A 21,226-nucleotide genomic window follows, 5' to 3' on the forward strand; every position below is an offset into this window, starting at 1 on the left:
TCGAGAAAACGGAGACTCCCATGGCATTCGACTACACGGCCTTTTTCGAGCGCAGAATCGACGACATCAGAGCGTCGGGTCAGTACCGGACATTCGTCGAGATCGAGCGCCTGGCCGGGCGATTCCCGCACGCGGTGCACCACCACCGGGACGGGCTGCGCGAGATCACGGTGTGGTGCAGCAACGATCACCTCGGCATGGGCCAGTTTCCCACCGTGGTGGAGGCCATGCACCGGTCGGTGAATCGCTCGGGTGTCGCGGCAGGTGGGTCGCGCAATATCTCCGGCAACAACCACACCCACATCCTGCTGGAACGTGAAGTGGCACAGCTGCATCGCAAGGAAGCGGGCCTGACCTTCATCACCGGTTACGCGGTGAACGACGCCGTGCTCGGCGTGCTCGGCAAGGAACTGCCCGGCGCCATCTTCTTCTCCGACGAGCAGAACCACGCGTCGATGATCCTCGGCATGCGCGCCTCGCGCGCCGAACGGCAGATCTTCCGGCACAACGATCCGGCCCATCTCGACGAGCTGCTCTCGGCCACCGACCCGGACCGCCCGAAAATCGTTGCCTTCGAATCGATCTACTCGATGGACGGCGATGTCGCGCCGATGCCCGAATTGTGTGCCGTGGCAAAGAAACACGGCGCGCTGGTCTACGTCGACGAGGCGCACTCGGTCGGCATGTACGGCCCGGAAGGCTCCGGCATGGCCGCCCACATGGGCTGCGCGGACCAAGTCGACCTGCTGATGGGCACTTTCGCCAAGGGGTACGGCACGCTCGGCGGCTACCTGACCGGGCCCGCGCCGATCCTGGACGCGGTGCGCAGCTTCGCGCCGGCGTTCATCTTCACCCTCGCCATGCCGCCCGCCCTCGCGGCCGCCGCGCTGGCCAGCGTGCGCCACCTACGCGAATCCGACAACGAGCGGATCCTGCTGCACCACCGGGCGCGGCTTCTCCAGGACCTGCTCACCGACGCCGAAATCCCGTTGGTGTCCACCGAAAGTCATATCGTTCCCGTGCTCGTAGGTGATCCGTACAAATGCAAAGAACTGGCCGATATCCTGCTCGAGGAATACCGGCAATACGCCCAGCCGATCAACTTCCCGTCCGTCGCGCGGGGCACCGAGCGCCTCCGGATCAACCCGTCGCCGGTCCACAGTCCCGCGGCCGTGCACCGCTTCGCCGAGATCATCGACACCGTCTGGTCGCGGCTGAACCTGCCCCGCCGTCCGGTCCTCCCGATCGCCACCCACGATGCGCTGGAGAAGGTTTCGGTATGAGTATCGAGACGGCGCCGAAGCCACCCCGGAGCCTGCATCCGGTGGCGGAGGCTGAGCCCCCGACGCCGTGGGCTCAGCACATACTTCTCTACGCCGCGTTCTTCCTGATGGGCGCCGAAATGTATTTGGTGGCACCGATGCTGCCGGGTATCGCCCAGTCGTTGCACGCGTCGGTCGCCGCCTCCGCCACCATCGTCACCGCGTACGTGCTGGTCTACGCCGTCGCCGGGCCGCCGTTCGGCATCCTCGCCGACCGGTATCCGCGCCGCTGGTCGATCCTGCTTGGGTCCCTGGTCTTCATGCTCGGCAACCTGGCGTGTGCGGCGGCGAGTTCACTGCCGATGTTGATCGCGGGCCGCGGCATCACCGGGCTCGGTGCGGCGATCGCGGCGCCGGCGATCTGGGCCTATCTCGCCGAACGGACGCCGCAGCACCGGCGCGGACGGGTGATTTCGCTCGGCGCGAGCGTCTATTCGCTCGGGCAGGTGCTCGGCGTGCCGCTCGGCGCGGGCCTGGCCTCGCTGACCAGTTGGCGGTGGCCGTTCCTGGCCGTCGGCGTGCTGATGATCGCGGTGTCGGCCGTGCTGTACCTGCGCCTGGAGCACATCCCGGCGACCGGAACGTCACGCGGCTTCACGGCGCTGCTGGCACCGTGGACGCAACCTCGAATCAGCCTGGGGCTCATCGCGACTCTGTTCCTGCAGGCGGGTCGCCTCGGCGCGTACACCTTCGTCGGTGTGCTCTTCGCGCAGCGATTCGGCTTCAGCCTCAACACACTTGGTCTCGTCGGACTGCTCGTGGGCGCTGGGTCGTTGATCGGCTCGCTGAGCACCGGGACCATCCTCGATCACCTGCACCGGCGCAACGTGAGCGGCGTGTGGGTGTCCGTCGTCGCCGCGGCGGCGTTCGCGCCCTGTGCCGCAGTGGCTTTGAGTACGGACAGCATGATCCTCGCCCTGGTGGCTTTGACGCTGTGGTGCGTGTTCGGCGGGGCGTTCTACTCCAGCCAGCAGGCCTACCTGTCCTCGGCCGATCCGACCCAGCGGGCGTCCGTCGTCGCCTGGAACAACTCGATGATGAACGCGGGCATCGCGATCGGCACCACCCTGCTCGGCACGCTCACCGTCGGCAGCGCCGCCTTCGCCGGCCTGACCGGCTTCCTCGGCCTGGCCGCGACCCTGGTCGCGGCCGCGCTGCTCGTGCTCATTCGAAAGGATCGTCAGCCAGCATGATTCCCTTTCCGGCCACCGCACCCAGCCGCACCGCCCTGCCCGTCGCCGCCTGGGCGCTGGGTCCCTACATCTACGACGGCAACGGAAACGACTACCTCGACGGCTCTTCCGGCGTCCTCAACGTCAATGTCGGGCATTCGCATCCGAAGGTCCTGCAAGCCATCGAGACTCAGCTCGGGCAGCTGACCTTCGTGCACCGCACGCAATTCCGGAACGCGCCGGCGCTGCGGCTCACCGAGCGGCTGCTATCGATAGCGCCCGCCAACACCGCGGCGGTCGAGTACAGCAACTCCGGGTCCGAGGCCAACGAATGCGCGCTGCGACTGGCCTTCGCCTATCAGCATCGGCGCGGCAAGCCGCAGCGCACGGTCATCCTGTCCGAGGAGCCCAGCTATCACGGGATGACGGCGGCGGCGCTGTCCATCACCGGCAGTCCCAACAAGCGTGATCCGTCGGTGGAGCCACTGCTGGGGCCGAGCGCGAACCGAGTTCTGGTGCGGCCCAAGCCCGGTCGGCGGCGGGCCACGCACGAAGAATGGGCGCAGGCGTTGCTCGCCGTCGGCACGTCCAAGGTCGCCGCGATCGTCATCGAACCGCTCGGCGGCGCGTCGTCGGGCGCCTCGCCGATCGACATCGACACGATGCAGTGGCTGCGGCGGGAGACGAGGGACAACGGGATCGTGCTGATCGCCGATGAGGTCATGTCCGGGTTCGGGCGCACCGGAAAGTGGTGGGCCTGCAACCATTCCAATATCGCTCCGGACATTCTGACCTCGGGCAAGGGCGTCACCGGTGGCTACACCAGTCTGGCGGTCACCTTTGTCACCCAGACCATCACCACGGCGATCGCGGAGCCACTTGGCCCGATCGCGCTGGGGCACACCATGTCCGCGAATCCGCTCGCCTGTGCGGCGGCGAACGCGGTGCTGAGCGTTATCGAAGAAGAAGGGCTGCTGAGCAATGCGGCCAAGACGGGCGAGCTGCTCGCGGAGACGTTGACCGGGCTGTGCGACCGCTATCCGACGCTGTTGTCGGATCAGTCGGGCATCGGATTGATGCGGGCGTTGCACATCAGGCCCGATCAACCGGCGGACACCAACAAGCGAATCATCGCTGCTGCCAAAGCGAACGGGCTCGTGCTGTGCCCGGCGGGCATCGGCCAGCCGACCAACTCGGTGCTGGTGGCTCCCCCGCTGAACAGCACGCCGGAAGTTATCCATGAGCTGACCGATCGGCTGAACAAGACGCTGTCGGCGGTTTCCGAGATCGGAGTCGAAAATGCCTGACGTGGCCGAACTGCTCGCCGCTGTGCCCACGGATCTGTGGATCGGCGGCAAGCAGGTGCCAGCGGGGCGCACTTTCCCGGTGTTCAACCCCGCGACCGGTGAGGTGCTGATCGAGGTGGCCGACGCGTCGGCGGCCGATGGCGCTCGCGCGCTCGACGCCGCTGCCGAAGCGCAGGCGGCATGGGCCGCGACGCCGGCTCGTGAGCGTGCCGAAATCCTCCGGCGCGCATGGGAACTGGTCATCGCGCTACGCGACGAATTCGCCTTGCTGATGACTTTGGAGATGGGTAAGCCGCTGCCCGAGAGCTATGGCGAGGTCACTTACGGCGCGGAGTTCCTGCGCTGGTTCGCCGAGGAGGCAGTCCGCATACACGGCCGCTACACGCACGCGCCGTCGGGCAGCGGTCGCATCATCGTCACCAAACAACCCGTCGGGCCGACGCTGGCCATCACGCCGTGGAACTTCCCGCTCGCCATGGGCACCCGCAAGATCGCCCCCGCGCTCGCGGCCGGCTGCACGATGGTGGTCAAGCCGGCCGCCGAGACGCCGCTGACCATGCTGCTGCTCGGTCAGGTCTTCGCCGACGCCGGACTGCCGCCCGGCGTGCTGTCGATCCTGCCGACCGCCGACGCCGCATCGCTCACCGATCCCATGTTCACCGATGACCGGCTGCGCAAGATCACCTTCACCGGATCGACCGGTGTCGGCAAAATCCTGCTCGCGCAATCGGCTACGCGTGTACTGCGGGCCTCGATGGAGCTGGGTGGCAACGCACCGTTCGTCGTGTTCGCCGATGCCGATCTCGATGCCGCGGTCGACGGCGCGATGGCGGCGAAGATGCGCAACACCGGCGAGGCCTGTACGGCGGCGAACCGATTCCACGTCGACAATGCGGTCCTCGCGGAGTTCACGACCAAGCTGACCGACCGGATGGGTGCGCTGAAGATCGGTCCAGGGCATCTCGACGGGGTGCAGGTCGGGCCGCTGATCAGCGAGAAGCAACGCACCACGGTCGCCGAGCTGGTGCGCGACGCGAAGGAGAAGGGCGCGCGCGTCACCACCGGCGGAGCGAGCATCGCGGGCGAGGGCTATTTCTACGAGCCGACCGTCCTGGCCGATGTCCCCGCCGACGCGCGCATCCTGCGTGAGGAGGTGTTCGGTCCGGTCGCCGCGATCACCGGCTTCGACGGCGAGACGGAGGGGATCATCGCCGCCAACAACACCGAATTCGGGCTCGCCGCATACATTTACACCAAAGACCTCGATCGTGCCCTGCGCGTCGCGGAGGCGCTCGAGACCGGCATGGTCGGCGTGAACCGCGGCGTAATCTCCGACGTCGCCGCCCCTTTCGGCGGCGTCAAGGAATCCGGCCTCGGTCGCGAGGCGGGCACCGAGGGTATCGAGGAATACCTCGAAACCAAATACATCGCGCTGCCTTAGCCCTCCTGACCTTCGAGTTCGCCGAGTACCTGCCTGCCGATGGCGAAGGCCGCGTTCGCGGCAGGCACGCCGGCGTAAGCGCCGGTGTGCAGCAGGACTTCGGCGATCTCCTCGGTGGTCAGGCCGTTGCCGATGGCGGCGCGCACGTGCATCGCGATCTCCTCGTGCCGGCCGAGGGCGGTGAGTATGGCGAGGGTTATGCAACTTCGGGTGCGCCGGTCCAGGCCGGGGCGGGTCCAGATCGATCCCCAGACCGCCTCGGTGATGTATTCCTGGAAGGGGCGGGTGAATTCGGTGGTCTTGGCTTCGGCGCGGTCGACGTGCGCGTCGCCGAGGACCTCGCGCCGGACCCGGTCGCCCTGCTGTGCGCGCTCGTTCACGAATTCTCCTTCAGGTGGCCGAGAATCAGGTCGTTGATGGCGTCCGGTTGTTCGACGTTCGCCAGATGTGCTGCTGGGCTGACGATTTCGAGACGCGCCAGCGGGATCGTTTCGACTATTCGCTCGGCGTGCGGCGGTGGGGTCGCCGGGTCATCCGCGCCTGCGATGACCAATGTGGGCGCGCTGATCGTGGCCAGGTGGGTCACGATATCCATCGTCTCGATCGCCGCACAGCATGCGGCGTAGCCCTCGGCGGGCGTGGCGGCAACCATCTCCGCGTAGCCGGTGGTCAGTTCAGGGTTGGCAGCGCGCCATTGCGGGGTGAACCAGCGCCCCACGGCCGCCGCGGCGACAGCTTTGGTTCCCTGGGCGCGAACGAGAGTGGCGCGGTCGGCCCAGCCGCTGGGCGGGCCGAGTTCGGCCGACGTGCAGCACAGCGTCAGAGTGCGCAGCCGATCCGGCACGTGCCCGCCGACCCACATGCCGACCATGCCGCCGAGCGACAGGCCGACGAAATGGGCCCGGCGGATTTGCAGCCGGTCGAGCAGCGCGAGCACGTCGGAGCCGAGATCGGCGAGGGAATACGGACCGGATGGCACCGGTGAACCGCCATGGCCGCGATGGTCGTAGCGCACGACCCGATAGCCCGCTTCAGCGAGCGCGGTGACCTGCGGTTCCCACATCCGCATATCGCTGCCGAGCGAGCCGCTCAGCACGATGGGTGGGCCATCGGCCGGTCCGTGGAAGAGATAGTCGACCTCGACCGTTTTCCGCTCAGACATCGAAGAAGACTGTCTCGCCCGCGCCTTGCAGGTGCACGTCGAACACATAGCCGTCGCCCTCGCGGACTGCGATCAAGGTGCCCCGGCGCCCTGGTGGCACCGTGGCCAGCACCGGGTCGGTCGAATGCCGGTCGGCGTGCTCGGGGAAATAGACCCGGGTGACCAGCCGATGCAGCAGCCCGCGGGCGAACACCGACATGTCGAGGTGCGGCGCCTGCGACCCGCCCGCGCCGTCGCATACCGGGCCGGGAACGACCGTGTACAACGCGAATTCGCCCTGCCGCGTATCGCTGCGCGCGAACCCCGCTCTCCCACCGTCGGATTCACGAAGATCTGCCTGCCAGGTCTCGACCATCGCGTCATCGATGGCCGTGCCGGCACCGTCGAACACCCGCCCGCGGATCCATACCGCGCCCGGCGTCCCCGACGGCACCGCGAACGGCCCGGTCTCCTCGATCAGGCCGATGTGCAGATAGGGCCCCACGGTCTGCGACGGAGTGCTGCCCACGCTAGTCATCGTCGTCCTCCTCGTCTTCGAACGGTGTCGCGTCGTGACCGCGCAGCACGATGTCGAACTCGAACGCGAGGGCCTGTTCCGGCTCGCTGCGCTGGTAATCGAAACGGCTGACCAGCCGTTCGCGCGCGTGCTCGGGCACCGAGTTGTAGACGGGATCCTGGAAGAACAGCGGATCGTCCGGGAAGTACATCTGCGTGACGAGGCGCTGGGTGAAGGCCTGCCCGAACAGCGAGAAGTGGATGTGCGCGGGCCGCCACGCGTTGTGGTGGTTGCGCCAGGGGTATGCGCCGGGCTTGATCGTGGTGAACTCGTAGCGCCCGGCCGCGTCGGTGTAGGTGCGCCCGGCGCCGTCGAAGTTGGGGTCCAGCGCGGAGTTCCAGCGATCGCGGTCGTGCCGGTAGCGCCCGCCCGCGTTGGCCTGCCAGATCTCGACCAGCGAGTGCGGGATCGGCTTGCCGTCGCCGTCGAGCAGCCTTCCGTGCACGATGATCCGCTGCCCGATCGGCTCGTCGGCGTGCTGCGCGGTCAGGTCGTTGTCCTTGGGGCCCAGCCGATCCGAACCGAACACCGGGCCGGTGAGCTCGGTCAGCCGCTGCGGCAACAGGATCAGCGATTCGCGCGGGTGCCGCAGCACCGTGGAGGTGTAGTCCGAGAAGTCCAGCGGCGGATGGGTTCCGGCCGGGTCACGGCGGTAGCCGGTCAGGTGCGGCGACGCGCACGGTCGAGTGTTCATGATGTTGCCTCCAAGACGACGGCGAGGCCTTGCCCCACGCCGATGCACAGTGCGGCGAGACCCCATCGGCTGCCGCGGCGCCGCATTTCGCGGGCCAGCTGGTTGACGAGGCGGGCGCCGGACGCGCCGAGCGGGTGGCCGAGCGCGAGTGCGCCGCCGTTGACGTTCACCAGCTCTGGGTCCAGCTCGGGCCAACCGCGTAGGCAGGCAAGGGATTGCGCGGCGAACGCCTCGTTCAGTTCGACCACGCCGATCTCGCCCCAGCCGATTCCGGCTCGTTGCAACGCGATTCGCGCGGCCCGCACCGGTCCGATGCCGAACTCGTCGGGGTCGACGCCTGCCGCGCCGCGTCCGGCGATCCGGGCCAGTGGTGCTCGGCCGATGCGATCGGCGAGTGACTCGTCGCCGAGCAGCAGCGCGGCGGCGCCGTCGCTCAATGGTGAGGCGTTGCCCGCGGTTACGGTTCCCTGCTCGCGAAACGACGGTCGCAACCGGGAGAGGGTGTCCACCGTCGTGTCCGGTCGCATCGGTTCGTCACGAGTGAGTTCGGTGCGGGGAACGGGAACGATGTGGTCGTCGTAGAAGCCGTTGTCCCACGCCTTCGCGGCGAGTTGATGGCTGCGCGTAGCGAATTCGTCCTGGGCGGCGCGATCGATGCCGAAACGGTCGGCGAGCAGCTCGGTGCTCTCGCCCAGTGACACCGTCCACTGCGCGGGCATCGCCGGGTTGACCATGCGCCAACCGAGGGTGGTCGAATGCAGCGTGGCATCACCGGCCGGGAATCCTTTGGGCGGCTTGGTCATCACCCACGGTGCGCGGCTCATCGATTCCACGCCGCCCGCTACGACAACTGCGGCGTCGCCGGTCTCGATCGACCGGGAGGCGTGCAGGACTGCGTCCAAACTCGAGCCGCACAAACGGTTTACGGTCGTGCCGGGCACCGAGGTGGGCCAGCCGGCCAGCAGCGCGCCCATCCGCGCGACGTTGCGGTTGTCCTCACCGGCCTGGTTGGCGGCGCCGAAGATGACGTCGTCCACCGTCGATGGATCCAGGTGTGTGCGTTCGGCCAACGCGCGAAGGACATGGGCGGCAAGGTCGTCGGGACGAACGCCGGCGAGGACTCCGCCGTAGCGACCGAAAGGTGTTCGCACGCCGTCGTATAGGAACGCACCAGTCATGACGCCGCCTGCAAGGTGTGCAGCGCCGCGAGTTCGGCGGCGGTCGGCGGCTCGGTAATCTCCAGGTCGGCAGCGACTTTCAGCTCCCAACCGGTGGCCGCCCGCACCTGCTCGACCGTCACCCCCGGATGCACCGCGGTAAGCACCAACTCGCCGTTGTCATCCGGCCGCATGATGCCCAGATCCGTGATCACCTGCGTCGGTCCCGCCCCGCGCAGCCCGAGCCGCGCCCGCTCGCCGCCACCGCGCCCGTGCCCGAACGAAGTGACGAAATCGACTCGCTCGACGAAGGATTTGCGCGATTGGCGGACGACGACGAACACCTCACCGCAGGACGCGGCGATCTCCGGCGCGCCGCCCGCCCCGGGCAGCCGCACCTTGGGATTGCGGTAGTCGCCGATGACGGTGGTGTTGATATTGCCGAATCGATCCAGCTGTGCGGCACCGAGAAACCCGATATCGATGCGACCCGGCTGCAACCAGTAGTTGAACACCTCCGGCACGCTGATCACCGCGTCGGCGGTCTCGGCGAGGATGCCGTCGCCGATCGAGGCGGGCAGCCGGCCCGGCTTGGAGCCCAGCGTGCCGGACTCGTAGATCAGCACGAGGTCCGCCGCGTGCGTGGTGCGTGCCAGATTCGCTGCGGTGGAGGGCAATCCGATGCCGACGAAGCAGCGCTTACCTCCGCACAAGGCCCGCGCGGCGGCGACGGTCATCGTCTGGTCCGAGGTCACCCCGGTCATGCCACGCTCCCTGCGATGTCGGCGAACACGTGCTCCTGGAGCCAATCGGCGAATCGTTCTCGATCCCGGCTGATCTCGTCCCAGGCCGCGTAGTAGGCGTTGTCTCGTTCGGAATACCCGTGCGCGTAGGAAGGATTCGCGCCGCCGGGAACCTCGGCGACCGCGGTCACCGCCCAGGCGGGCAACACGATCGCGCCAGGCATCGGCGTCAGCTCGTCGACGATCTCTTCGACGGTGACGATGCTGCGTCGAGCCGCGAGCACGGCTTCCTTCTGCACGCCGAGCAGGCCCCACAGCTGCACATTTCCGGCCCGGTCCGCGCGCTGCGCGTGAATCACCGTGACATCCGGGTTGATCGCGGGCACCGCGGTCAACTGCTCACCGGTGAACGGGCAGGTGATCGGCTTGATGGTCTCGGTGACCGACGGCAGATCGGTGCCGACGTAACCGCGCAGCACCGCGAACGGCAGACCGGAGGCACCCGCGACATACCGGTTGGCCATGCCCGCGTGGCTGTGCTCCTCGATCTCCAGCGCGCGCGGCCAGGAGTGCTCGACCGCGTCCCGAAACCGGTGCAGCGAACCGACACCGGGGTTGCCGCCCCAGGAGAACACCAGCTTGGCCGCGCACCCGGCGCCGATCAACTGGTCGTAGACGATGTCCGGGGTCATCCGGACCAGGGTCAGCTCGCGCCTGCGCTGGCGGATGATTTCCTGCCCGGCGGCCACCGGGATCAGGTGGGTGAAACCCTCGAGCGCGACGATGTCGCCGTCGTGGACGTGCTCCGCCACCGCGTCCGCCAAGGACGAAATCCGGGCCACAATCACTCCTTTGCTTTCGTAGGGACTATTTGGGGTGCTGCCAGCCGGTGTACGCCTCGGCGAAATACGCTGCGCCATGGCGTGATCCGGTGAGCATCGACAGTTCACCGTGTTGGCGCTGTCGATCGAAGGGCGACGCGTCGGCGGTCGTGTGCAGCATCGTGGTCGCCCAGTAGGAGAAGTGCTGGGCACGCCAGACGCGGTTCAGGGCGCGTTCGGTGTAGTGGTCGAGGACGTCGGCGTTGCCGGTGCGGTAGAAATCGGCGATCACCTCTGACAGCACGGCGACGTCGGCGAGGGCCAGGTTCAGGCCTTTCGCGCCGGTCGGCGGGACGGTGTGGGCGGCGTCGCCGGCGAGCAGCAGTTTGTCGTGGCGCATCGGCGCGGTGACGTAGGAGCGGAACGGCAGCACTGTTTTCGCGCCGATCGGGCCCTCGGCGAGTTCGAAGCCGTTGCCGTTGACCCGCTTTCGCATCTCGGTCCAGATCCGGTCGTCGTCCCAGTCCGCCGGACGCTCGTCGGGTCCGCACTGGAAGTACATCCGTTGCATCGCCGGCGTGCGCTGGCTGATCAGGGCGAAGCCGAAATCCGAACGGGTGTAGATCAATTCGTCGTGCGAGGGTGGGGCCTCGACCAGGAACCCGAACCAGGCGAACGGGTACTCGCGGAACCATTCGTCGCGCACGCCCGCCGGAAAGGCGTGCCTGCACATCGATCGGGAACCGTCCGCGCCCACCAGCAGGTCGGCCTCGACCCGCGTCCGGGCGCCGTCCGGCTCGGTGAACGTCATCGCGGGGCGGGTACCGGAGAGATCGACGACGGTGTCGGTGACGCCGTAGCGCACGTCTCCCCCGTCGGCCGTGCGCCGCACCGACAGGTCCATGAAGACCTCGGTTTGCGGGTACAGCCACACGGATTCGCCGACCAGTTCCCGGAAGTCGATCCGGTGGTTCTCACCACGGAAGCGCAGGACGACGCCGTCGTGCCGCAGGCCCTCGGTGAGCACCCGATCGGAGACGCCCGAATCCACCAGCAACCGAACCGAACCCGCTTCCAGAATCCCCGCCCGGATGGTCCCCGCGATCTGCTCGTACCCGCGGTTGTCGATCACGATGCTCTCGATGCCCGTGCGGTGCAGCAGGTGGGACAGCAGCAAACCGGCCGGGCCGGCGCCGACGATCGCTACCTGGGTGCGGGTCGTCATGCCGGGCGTACCTCGCGTTCGGTCAGCGGGGTCGACTCCACCGGCACGAGACCGTCGACGGTGGTGCGGGGAACCGCGGCCATGGCGAGCAATCCGATTCCGGCGACGGCGGCGAAAAGGTAGAAGCCCCAGGGGTTCGCGGAGCCGACGACGATGAGCCAGCCGGTGATGGTCGGGCCGAAGATCGCGCCGAGCCGTCCGACACCAGCGGCGAAACCCATAGCTGTGGCGCGGATTTCGGCCGGGTACGCCTGAGTGACGTAGGCGTAGATGAGCACCTGGGCGGAAAAGACGAAGATGCCCGTGACGAGTACCAGCGCGTTGAGCAGCACGGTGCTCGAAATCTTGACGCTGAGCAGCGCGAGGAATACCGCCGCCGCGCCGAACCAGACGAGCACGGTCGGTTTGATGCCGCGTCGATCGGCGAGGGTTCCGGCGGTGAGCAGGCCGATGACCGCGCCGATGTTCAGCATCAACAGAACCGTCAGCGAGGTGGACATGTTGTATCCGGCGTCGCGCATCAGCTTCGGCAGCCAGGTGTTCAGGCCGTACACGAGCAGCAGTCCCATAAACGAACCGACCCAAACACCCAGCGTCGCGCGCAGATACAGCGGTTGCAGCAACACCGTCGGCCGCACCCGGGTAGGTGCGCCCTTGGCCGCGAGGTAGGCCTCGGACTCGGGCAGCTTGGCCCAGATCACCGGCAGCAGCAGAAGTCCGGCAACGCCGCCGGCGTAGAACAGCGGCTGCCAATGCGGGATGACGCGCAGCGCGATCAACGCGGTGAGCACCGCGCCGGTGTGATATCCGGTCATGGTGATCGTGCTGGCGAAGGCCCGGCGCGCCGGCGGCATGTGCTCGGCCATGAAGGTCAGCGCGGTCGGCAGGCATGCGCCGAGGCCGAGGCCCGCGATCAGCCGGAACGCGGCGAAGACGCTCACCGACCCGGCCAGCGGCACCGCGGCGGTGAACAGCGAGAACAGGGCGATCGAGCAGAGCAGCATCCGGCGACGGCCGTACCGGTCGGCGATCGGTCCCGAGGCGGTCGCGCCGATCGCCACCCCGACCAGCGAAATGGTCGCGGCGAAAGTCGCACTGGCCGCGGTGAATCCGATGTGCTTCTGATCGATGAGCGTAGGAATGACAGCGCCGAGAACGACGAGGTCGTAGCCCTCCAGCAGTACGGTCAGCCAACAGAGCACGGCTGACCAGGACAACAACTTCTTCATAGTGGAGTTCGATTCTGCAGAGCATTTGTGATTGCCATCACGCTACGATCGACCGAATCAGAAATCCAATAGATGTTTTTCCCTGTCTGCATAGAGGGTATCTATGTGCAGGGTTCGGATGCTCGAGCCAACTCGTAGCAATCGAAGGTCCGTTCAGCGTTGTTCGTGGTCGCGCAGCCAACCACCGAGGTCCGCAAGCGGCTGCGGTTGGATCGGGCCGATCGGGTCGTGTTGCAGATCCGCGGCCGCACTCAGCGAGTGACCGGACTGCGGATAGATGCGCAATGTGTGATCACGACTTCCGTTGTTGGCCAAGGCTTTATCGATACGGACAGCGGCCTCCACCGATACGTTGCTGTCGTTCTCGCCGTGCAGGGTAAGGAATGGGATGTCCCGAAGCGCGGCAGCCTGAGCGGCGACATCGGGCAGCGTGGAAGGTGCGCCATAGAGGTGGAAGATTCCGCCGGCCAGCTGATCATCGACGAACTTCACTGCCGCAGTGGGTAGTTCGTTGTCGAGATCGATCCGCCCGTTTCCATCGGTATCGAAAGCTGGGTTCAACGCGGACTGCTCCGACGCGATGTCCTCAGCCAGCACACTGACGAGCTCGTGCGCCACCACACCACCATCGCCATGCCACGCCCGACTCAGCTCCGCGGCACCTACCGACCCGTCCACAGCAAAGTTCCGCAGATAAGGCCGCACAACCCGTTCCCACTGCGCAATCAGCCCATCCCGCCACGGAACACCCACCGCCCCTTGCACAATCACCCCACGCAGATTCGACATCCCCTTCGCCGCCTCGGCCACAACAGTCGTGCCTTCACTCCACCCGAAGAGATAAACCCGCTGCGAGTCGATCCTCGGATCGTTCGCCACCGCACGCACAGCACTACGAACATCATCGACCAACTGCGTCATCGTGAGATCGGTCCCGAACCGCGGATCGATATCACCAAGCCCATTGACGTAGTGCTTGTTATACCGCAACGCCGCAAACCCCTGCCGCGCAAGCGAACTGGAGACATCCGCAAACAGATGCCCACGCGACGTCCCACCCTCACTCGCATCATCGGCATTCAAATCCTCCGGGCCCGACCCACCCACCAGCACAACAACCGGCGCCGGCCGATCCCCCGCCGGATAGGTCACCTCCCCCTTCGAAACGAAGTCACCGAACGAAATAGTTAGCGGCGAAGATCTCACCGAAGCATCCGACTCGGCAACACCACTACAGGCAGTCGCAACAACAGCGACAAGACCGATCAAGACCACAAGCATTCGACGCGAGCGCATACACGAGACGCTATGGACCCCCACCTCAACCGTCGTCACACCAGAGTGTGAGCCCGATTCAGTACCAGCGAACCACTCCCTGACCTCGTGAAGGTTGCGACAAGTTAGCTATTTACAAGTCGATGCGAACAAGCTATCTTCGATCAATTCGGTCAGTTCAATTACCAGATGACTGGAGGTCGTACCGAGCACTCGCACCTGTCGAGCCGAGAAGGAAACGACCATGTGGATGGGAGATCTTCGCGCTATCGCCTTGCCGGGGACCGGGCCCGAGGATGTGGCGGTGGATGCGCACGGTTGCTTGTATACCGGGGTCGGTACGAATCAGATTCTTCGAATCAGCCCGGGTGACAACGGCATCGATGTCATTGCCGAACTTCCGGCGCGGCCGGCGGGGATCGAGTTGCTCGGTGATCGGGAAATCGTGGTCTGCGCAAACGAAGCGGGGCTGCTCGCGGTGGATATCCGCACCGGCGAGACACGAATACTTGCCGATACGGTCGGCGGCGGGCCACTCTATGCGGTCAACAACGCGACAGTTGCTGCCGATGGCACCATCTACTTCACCGACGCCACCATCGAGCCGGGACTGACGCGTCTCTGGACCAGTAGTTATCCGCCATGGAAGGAAGCGCTGTTCGCCGCCGAGCCCACCGGTCGACTGCTGCGGCGAAGCACCGACGGCACGGTCGAGGTCCTGCTCGACGGGTTGAGTTTCGCCAATGGCGTCACGCTCGCTGCGGACGAATCCTTCGTCGTGGTAGCGGAATCCACCGCGCGCAGACTGTCACGAGTGTGGCTCACCGGGCCTCGGCGTGGGCGCGACGAACTGTTCGTCGGGGGTCTCCCGGGCGAGCCGGACAACCTGTCGACCGACAGCACCGGACTGATCTGGGTGGCGATCTCCGGCACCTCGGTCCCGGACGAGACCGGCGTCTTCGCGTTCGACACCGCGGGCACGATCGCGTTCCGGCACCTCGACACGATAGGCATCCTGTCCATGGTCTCCGGCGTCCGCCGCCACGGGAACACCCTCTACCTCTCCTCGCTGCGCGACCCGTTCATCGCCGCGGCGCAGCTCATCACCAACGACATCGCGCGAGTCGAGTTCGGCCTGTCCGCCGCGTCGAACGACAGCGAGAAACTGGGCGCTTGATCCCCCGATGCGCGAGGCCCGTCTGACGACGTTCCTTGCTGCTACCGCGTCATCCCAGTACTGTCGAGACAAACAGACAAAATTTGTCTCGCGCATCTCGAGAGGGAGACGTCATGCCGAACCTTCCCACAAAACAGCAGCTCATCGCCATCATGCAGCGAAACGTCGTCAACCCGATCGTCCAACGGTTCGCCCGCCAGACCGTGCTGGAAACCACCGGACGCAACAGCGGCCTACCCCGGCTCACCCCGATCGGCGGCAGCCGGACCGAGGATCAGTTCTGGTTCGTCTCCGAATACGGCGAGAAGTCCCAGTACATCCGAAACATCATGGCCGACCCCACCGTTCGGGTCCGGCTGCGCGGTCGCTGGTACACCGGCACCGCACACCTGATGCCCGAGGACGACGCGCGCCGCCGGCTACGCGCCCTGCCGCGCGTCAACAGCGCCGGCGTACTTGTCCTCGGCGACAACCTGCTCACGGTCCGCGTCGACTTCCACTGAGTCGATCAACGCCTCGACTTCGTCCAGTGGCGAGACCGTGTCGGCTTCGGCGACACTGCGATTCCCGGACTTGAAACAGAGCAACCACACGCTCGCCGCCACCAGCGCACCGATGGCCAGCAAGGTGTATGAATCCCCGAGCAGGAATTGCCAAACGTTCCACCGGTATTCCCGCCCATTGGTCTGCGGCACATCCCAGACCAACCCTTGCGGCAGCAGTGGCAGATCCGGATCCCACCAACCGACCCGATCGACCCGCATCGGCCAGGCGAAGACGAACAGATAAATGACGGCGGGCACCGCGATCCGCACCGCGATCGAACGATCGCGCAGCGCGCGGAACACCCACATCAGCGCCGGCACGATCCACACCCAGTAGTGCGTCCAGGAAATCGGCGAGGCGAGCAGCATCACGGTCGCCGCGAGCAAAGCTCCGAGCAATTCGTCGCCGCGCAGGTAGGCGACCCGGGCCGCCGCGATTCCGGCCAGCCCGAGCAGACCGGCGACCACCAGCGAGGAACTGCTGTCCTCCCACGTCGACCATTGCAGACGACCGAACAGCCCGTTGATCGATTGATTCTGCACATAGGCGAAGCCGATCCGGTTCTGCGAGTTCATCGTCGTGGTCCAGAATTCGAGCGCCTGCGTCGGCCGATACCAGAAGCCGATCGCCACGGTGGCGGCAAAGGCGGCACCGGCCGTGGCGGCGGCTTTGAATTGGCGGGTGATCAGCAGATAAACGACGAAGACCGCGGGCGTCAGCTTCAAGCCGGTCGCGATGCCGATGAGAATGCCGCGATACCAACGGTTCTTGGGCATGGCGAGGTCGGCCAGGACCATCGCCATGAGAATCACGCTGAGCTGTCCGAATTGCAAAGTCTGCTGGACCGGTTCGAGCCAGAGCCCGGCGGCAGCGACGGCGATGGTGATCGCGACCAACGCGAGTCCGCGGCGGCGACGTTGCAGCACTCCGGCGCTCCACACGCTAATTCCGAGCGACATCAACGTCATGATCGTGACGCCGGTACCGACATAGTTGATCGGGAACTGCGCCAACTCCGCGCAGATCCACGCGGCGAACACCGGATAAAGGAAGGGCAGTCCCAGCGGGCCGCGTCCGTCATACAGCAGGTCGGGATGTAGCGCGGCCATCGAGCCGCCCCACATATAAACCTGCAGGTCGACCTGGTGCCAATACATATCCCAATTCGGCCGGATGAATGCCAGCCAGGCACCGACGGAGACGCAGGCGAACACGATCGCGGCACCCAGCGCCGTGAATCTACGCGAGGTACGAGGCTTCTCGATCGCACCGGCACCGCGCTGTTCGCCCGTTTGCAGCATGACAGCCATGGAGTTGTTTTTCCTTCATCAGGTGAGGCAACACACGCAGACCAGCAACTGTTTAGCTAAACTAAGAGCAATCATCCTATCACTTAACTCGCGGGTGTCGCGCGCCCCGAACTCCCTGGTGTGGAACACATCTCACGAACGCCGCCGACCTGCGGAAACAGTGGGATTTCGGGCTCCCGACCCCAATTCTGCGGGCATGACTACCGGCCGTCGCCCAAATACGATCCGGCACAGACAGACTGCTCGTCAGACGTCCTGATCACCGGGCGGCGGGGCTGACGAATCGCTCTGACTTCGATGACGAACCATGGGAGGAATCGTCAGTGAACGATGATCGGGCGGGGGAAATCGAGCACTTGGACCACGGACGTAGTGGTGTGCTCGGATTGGGTACGACGCTGCGCTGGTTCCGTGATCCGCTCGCGGTGATGGGCCGGCTGGCCGAGGAACACGGACCGGTGGCCGGGTTCCGCATCGGGATGTTTCCGGCGGTGCTGGTGACCGGGCCCACGGAGATCAACGAGGTGCTGGTGTCGCGCGCCGCGGAATTCCGGCGGGCGCGGGCGGTGACGGGAACGCTGTGGCCCGCGCTGCGCGAGGGGTTGATCATCTCCGAGGGCGAGGTGCATCGGACGCAGCGCGCGATGGTCGCGCCACTGTTCACCGCGCGGCGGGTGCCGAAATACGTGGACGTGATGGCGACGCGCATGCACGCGCACATGCGCAGATGGCAGGCGGCGGGCGAGGTGGACCTGCTCGCCGGGGTGCAGGCGATGATGCACGACGTCGTCGCCGGGCTGCTGATCGATGAGCCGCTCGACGATCACGCGGACGTGGTCGACGCGGCGACCCGGATCTTCGACTGGGAGATGCGGGCGATGTCGCGGCCGATCGTCGCGCCGTTGAACATTCCGACGAAGCGCAATCGCGAGTTCATTCAGGACCTGGCCCTGGTTCGGGATTGGGCGGCGCGGGCGATCGATGTGCGGCGCCGCAACCCCGATCGCCACGACGACATCGTCTCGGCCTTGCTCGCCCAGCGCGACCGCGAGGGTGCGCCGATGAGCGAAGACCGGCTGGTCGACGAGGTGATCAACCTGTGGGCGGCCGCGCACGAGACCAGCGCCGACGCGATGTTCTGGACCGCGTACGCGTTGTCTCGCCATCCCGCCGTCGCCAATCGTGCTGCCGCCGAGGCGGACCGGGTGCTCGGCGGTGCGACGCCGACGGCCGCGGATCTGGCCCAACTCCCCTACTGCCTTCAGGTGTTCAAGGAGTCGATGCGGTTGTATCCGCCGTCGCCCGCGTTCCTGCGCGAGGCCGCGTGCGCGACGCGGATCGGCGATTATGCGATCGATGAGGGCACGATCGTGTTCGTCGCCCCGTACGTCATGCATCGTTCGGCGCGGCAGTACCCCGATCCGCTGGCGTTCGACCCCGATCGATTCGCGCAGGAAGCGGATCGGTCGTGGGAGCGGATGTCCTACTTGCCGTTCGGCGCCGGCGAGCACGTGTGCATCGGTTCCGCCCTCGCCTTGCTGGAGGGGCAGATCTTCACCGCGCTGCTGCTCAACGGTGGTTCGGTGCATATCGATCGAAACGTCGCGCTGAAGTTGACGATCAACCTGCGCCCGAAGCGCGAGGCACGGGCCGTGTATGTGCCGAGGCGGGTGTCGGGCCGCGAGCTGTCGAGGGTCGAGGCCAGCGAACCGCGATGACCTCGATGTCGCCGTCGCTGTTCGGCCGCATCGTGGCCATCCTGTCGGGTCGATGTAACCGGCAGACCTCGATCGGCCGGGCGGCCACCGACCGGATCGATCGCATCCTCGCGTTCGCGCTCGGCATCGGCGTGTGGATCTTCGGCGCGGGGGACGCCGCCGAGATGGCCGCGCAGTCCCGGCATTTCCAGACCTGGTGGACCGCGGTCGCCATGTTCGGGGTGTTCGGCACCGCGCTGCTGCTGGCCGGGACCGCGTTGTATGTCGAGCAATCCGTCGTTCGGATCATCGCGGCGACACACGCGGTGGTTTTCGCGGTGGCCGTCGGGTTGTCCGGGTTCGCGGTGCTGCCCGGTCAGATCACCGACGACGTGGCGTGGATCTATCGGCTGGTTCCGCTCGGCGGGGTCGCGGCGACGCTTGCTTGGCGCAGGTCCACGACTGCGATCTATGTGGTCGTCGTCGGGTTGCTGGCCGCGTCGTCCACTGGTCAGGCCACCGGTGATCTCAGTTGGACCGAGTTCACGCTCACCTCGCTGCGGATCCTCGGTATCACCGTCACCTTCGTCTACATCACCGAAACAGCCCGGCGCGCAGCCCGATTGCTCGACAAGGAACAAGCGCGTGCTCATCATCAAGCCTCGCTCGCCGCGGCGGACGAGGCGCGGGCCAGTGAGCGCGCTCGGTTCGCCGGCGTGATCCACGACAAGGTGCTCGCCACCTTGCTCGACATGTCCCGCGGCGGTTGCACCACTATGCTTGCGCGACAAGCCAATCAGGCGCTCGGCCAGCTCGCCGCCATCGGCCGCGCCAACGACATGTGCACCGACCTCGAGGCCATCGAGATCATCGCGCGCGAAGTGGTCGGCGCCACCGAAGCTCAACTGCGCGTGCAGGTTCGCCACGACTACAGCTCCGCCGACTTGCGCATCGAATCCGCCGCGGTCACCGCGCTCGCCCAGGCCGCCGCCGAGTCCGTGCGCAACAGCGTGCGGCACGCCGACGTGCCCGGGCGAACTGTCGCAAGACAATTGACGATCGTCGCGCGCGCGTGTGGGATCACCGTCGTCGTCGAGGACGACGGCGCCGGATTCGACCCCGCGCTCGTCGCGGCCAACCGGCTCGGCCTCACCGTCAGCATCGTGCAGCGGATGCGCGAAGCCGGCGGCCTCGCCACCATCGACTCCCGTCCCGGCGCCGGAACCCGAATCATCTTGGAGTGGAGCGCACCTGATGACACGTGATGACGGCGACCTGAGCCGGCTGCTCAGTGAGCACCGCTCGACGATGGTCACGATCATCGCCGTGGTGCTGGCCACCGACGCCGCCGTGGTTATTCGATCGGTGCGCAAGGCCGAATTACCGATCACGGTTGCGTTGGTCGCTGCTGCTGTAATCATCGCTGCGGCAACGGTTGTCGTGGTGCTCGATACCGGGAATCCGATCCATGAGTATGCCGCGGCATTCGTCGCGTCCGCGGGGGCGATCGCCACGTTGATCGCCAACGAGCATGTGACGGCGGAACTGCACGCGCATACCAGCGTGTGGACCGCGTATACCGCCGGCAGTGCGTTGGCGATGCTTGTCCTACGCGGTCGAAATGTCTTGGCCTGGGCTGGAACTGCGGCCACCTGGTGCGCGGTAGTCCTCGCCGCCGGCGGTGAACCCACCGCCTATGTGCAAGCCGTCGTACCCCTGGTCAATGTCGCCATCGCCGCCGCGTTCGCCGCGATCATGCGCCCCACTCTGCGCTCGCTCCGTCAACTCGAGATCGAATCGACCGCCCGCGCGGTTAAGCAGGCACGTCTCGACGCCCAAAACGCCGAACGCAAACGCCAACTCAATCGCCTCGATCGGCGCGCACGACCGATGCTCGAACGTATCGCCGCCGCCGTTCCCTTCCAGGCCGACGAACGCGAAGAATGCCGCCTACTGGAAGCCGAACTCCGCGACGAACTCCGAGCCCCCCAACTCTCCACCCCCGAGTTACTCGCCGCAGCCCGCGGCGCACGACAACGCGGGGTCGAGGTAATGCTCCTCGACGACGGCGGTCTGGAAACCGCCTCCCCCCTCCTCTGCACCCGCGTCCGCCACGTCGCCACCCGAGAGCTGGACAAAGTCCACGACGGCCACATCACCGTCCGAGTCCTCCCACCCGCCAGGCGCTACCTAGCCACCGTTCTGGTAGACGAGCAAAACGGAAACAAACGCATCGAAATCGACTCCGCGGGAACAGTAACCGTAACTCTCGACCGAATCGCAACAGGTCGAACCGACAACTCAGGAGCGTCCCTCCCAGCCCCCGACATCCTGACCGAACTCCCACCCGTCCACTCACCGGACGCGTAAGCGGCTCCGAACAACGCCCTCA

The 21,226-nt window shown here is 66.5% G+C and carries 20 protein-coding genes; 9 read left to right on the forward strand and 11 right to left on the reverse strand.

The annotated features are described in order from the left end of the window. The first annotated feature begins 20 nt into the window (after nt 1-20). Genes hemA through AB0M22_RS32140 form a run of 4 tightly spaced genes read left to right on the forward strand, consistent with a single transcriptional unit; the run spans nt 21 to nt 5,242 of the window. Complete coding sequence (gene hemA / locus AB0M22_RS32125) at nt 21-1,283, forward strand: 5-aminolevulinate synthase (protein WP_364734887.1); 1,263 nt, start codon at nt 21-23, stop codon at nt 1,281-1,283. Then, on the forward strand, nt 1,280-2,515 hold the full coding sequence (locus tag AB0M22_RS32130) for an MFS transporter (RefSeq protein ID WP_364734889.1): 1,236 nt from the start codon (nt 1,280-1,282) through the stop codon (nt 2,513-2,515). The genes hemA and AB0M22_RS32130 overlap by 4 nt, the downstream gene beginning before the upstream one ends. Beyond that, the gene (locus AB0M22_RS32135) at nt 2,512-3,801 is read left to right on the forward strand and encodes an aminotransferase class III-fold pyridoxal phosphate-dependent enzyme (RefSeq protein WP_364734891.1); all 1,290 of its coding nucleotides are present in this window, start codon (nt 2,512-2,514) and stop codon (nt 3,799-3,801) included. Before AB0M22_RS32130 ends, AB0M22_RS32135 begins: the two co-directional genes overlap by 4 nt. Continuing rightward, entirely contained in the window at nt 3,794-5,242 is a 1,449-nt protein-coding gene (locus AB0M22_RS32140) for an NAD-dependent succinate-semialdehyde dehydrogenase (RefSeq protein WP_364734893.1), read from the forward strand. Before AB0M22_RS32135 ends, AB0M22_RS32140 begins: the two co-directional genes overlap by 8 nt. Here the strand turns inward: AB0M22_RS32140 and pcaC are convergent. From pcaC to AB0M22_RS32190, 10 genes are all read right to left on the reverse strand, one after another. Then, nucleotides 5,239-5,622 (reverse strand): 4-carboxymuconolactone decarboxylase, encoded by a 384-nt coding sequence (gene pcaC / locus AB0M22_RS32145; RefSeq protein ID WP_364734895.1) that lies wholly within the window; start codon nt 5,620-5,622, stop codon nt 5,239-5,241. The two genes, AB0M22_RS32140 and pcaC, sit on opposite strands and share 4 nt — an antisense overlap. Next, the gene (gene pcaD / locus AB0M22_RS32150) at nt 5,619-6,404 is read right to left on the reverse strand and encodes a 3-oxoadipate enol-lactonase (RefSeq protein WP_364734897.1); all 786 of its coding nucleotides are present in this window, start codon (nt 6,402-6,404) and stop codon (nt 5,619-5,621) included. Before pcaD ends, pcaC begins: the two co-directional genes overlap by 4 nt. After that, nucleotides 6,397-6,921: a protocatechuate 3,4-dioxygenase subunit alpha gene (pcaG, locus tag AB0M22_RS32155; RefSeq protein ID WP_364734899.1), complete on the reverse strand. Its 525-nt coding sequence runs from the start codon at nt 6,919-6,921 to the stop codon at nt 6,397-6,399. Before pcaG ends, pcaD begins: the two co-directional genes overlap by 8 nt. Next, nucleotides 6,914-7,654: a protocatechuate 3,4-dioxygenase subunit beta gene (gene pcaH, locus AB0M22_RS32160; RefSeq protein ID WP_364734901.1), complete on the reverse strand. Its 741-nt coding sequence runs from the start codon at nt 7,652-7,654 to the stop codon at nt 6,914-6,916. Before pcaH ends, pcaG begins: the two co-directional genes overlap by 8 nt. Continuing rightward, entirely contained in the window at nt 7,651-8,832 is a 1,182-nt protein-coding gene (locus tag AB0M22_RS32165) for a thiolase family protein (RefSeq protein WP_364734903.1), read from the reverse strand. Before AB0M22_RS32165 ends, pcaH begins: the two co-directional genes overlap by 4 nt. Continuing rightward, nucleotides 8,829-9,575 (reverse strand): CoA-transferase, encoded by a 747-nt coding sequence (locus AB0M22_RS32170; protein WP_364734905.1) that lies wholly within the window; start codon nt 9,573-9,575, stop codon nt 8,829-8,831. The genes AB0M22_RS32165 and AB0M22_RS32170 overlap by 4 nt, the downstream gene beginning before the upstream one ends. Then, nucleotides 9,572-10,396 (reverse strand): CoA-transferase, encoded by an 825-nt coding sequence (locus AB0M22_RS32175; RefSeq protein ID WP_364734907.1) that lies wholly within the window; start codon nt 10,394-10,396, stop codon nt 9,572-9,574. Before AB0M22_RS32175 ends, AB0M22_RS32170 begins: the two co-directional genes overlap by 4 nt. Before the next feature lie 25 nt (nt 10,397-10,421). Then, nucleotides 10,422-11,600, reverse strand: a complete 1,179-nt coding sequence (locus AB0M22_RS32180; protein ID WP_364734909.1) for a 4-hydroxybenzoate 3-monooxygenase — start codon at nt 11,598-11,600, stop codon at nt 10,422-10,424. Further along, complete coding sequence (locus tag AB0M22_RS32185; protein ID WP_364734911.1) at nt 11,597-12,829, reverse strand: aromatic acid/H+ symport family MFS transporter; 1,233 nt, start codon at nt 12,827-12,829, stop codon at nt 11,597-11,599. Before AB0M22_RS32185 ends, AB0M22_RS32180 begins: the two co-directional genes overlap by 4 nt. 153 nt (nt 12,830-12,982) lie before the next feature. After that, complete coding sequence (locus AB0M22_RS32190; RefSeq protein WP_364734913.1) at nt 12,983-14,098, reverse strand: alpha/beta hydrolase; 1,116 nt, start codon at nt 14,096-14,098, stop codon at nt 12,983-12,985. A gap of 256 nt (nt 14,099-14,354) precedes the next feature. On the opposite strand from AB0M22_RS32190, the gene AB0M22_RS32195 reads away from it, so the two are divergent. Together AB0M22_RS32195 and AB0M22_RS32200 are read left to right on the forward strand one after the other, a co-directional pair. Then, complete coding sequence (locus AB0M22_RS32195) at nt 14,355-15,281, forward strand: SMP-30/gluconolactonase/LRE family protein (protein ID WP_364734915.1); 927 nt, start codon at nt 14,355-14,357, stop codon at nt 15,279-15,281. A gap of 113 nt (nt 15,282-15,394) precedes the next feature. After that, nucleotides 15,395-15,784 (forward strand): nitroreductase/quinone reductase family protein, encoded by a 390-nt coding sequence (locus AB0M22_RS32200; RefSeq protein WP_364734917.1) that lies wholly within the window; start codon nt 15,395-15,397, stop codon nt 15,782-15,784. On the opposite strand, the gene AB0M22_RS32205 is transcribed toward AB0M22_RS32200, so the two are convergent. Beyond that, complete coding sequence (locus tag AB0M22_RS32205; protein ID WP_364734919.1) at nt 15,701-17,137, reverse strand: glycosyltransferase 87 family protein; 1,437 nt, start codon at nt 17,135-17,137, stop codon at nt 15,701-15,703. The two genes, AB0M22_RS32200 and AB0M22_RS32205, sit on opposite strands and share 84 nt — an antisense overlap. Before the next feature lie 323 nt (nt 17,138-17,460). Here AB0M22_RS32205 and AB0M22_RS32210 point away from each other — a divergent pair, with 323 nt between their 5' ends. The 3 genes from AB0M22_RS32210 to AB0M22_RS32220 are packed head-to-tail and all read left to right on the forward strand — an operon-like array spanning nt 17,461 to nt 21,204. Next, complete coding sequence (locus AB0M22_RS32210; RefSeq protein WP_364734921.1) at nt 17,461-18,855, forward strand: cytochrome P450; 1,395 nt, start codon at nt 17,461-17,463, stop codon at nt 18,853-18,855. Then, complete coding sequence (locus AB0M22_RS32215) at nt 18,852-20,099, forward strand: ATP-binding protein (protein WP_364734923.1); 1,248 nt, start codon at nt 18,852-18,854, stop codon at nt 20,097-20,099. The genes AB0M22_RS32210 and AB0M22_RS32215 overlap by 4 nt, the downstream gene beginning before the upstream one ends. Next, complete coding sequence (locus AB0M22_RS32220; protein ID WP_364734925.1) at nt 20,089-21,204, forward strand: hypothetical protein; 1,116 nt, start codon at nt 20,089-20,091, stop codon at nt 21,202-21,204. Before AB0M22_RS32215 ends, AB0M22_RS32220 begins: the two co-directional genes overlap by 11 nt. Nucleotides 21,205-21,226 lie beyond the last annotated feature (22 nt).

It is taken from the genome of Nocardia sp. NPDC051756, assembly GCF_040681495.1.
Taxonomy (GTDB): Bacteria; Actinomycetota; Actinomycetes; order Mycobacteriales; family Mycobacteriaceae; genus Nocardia.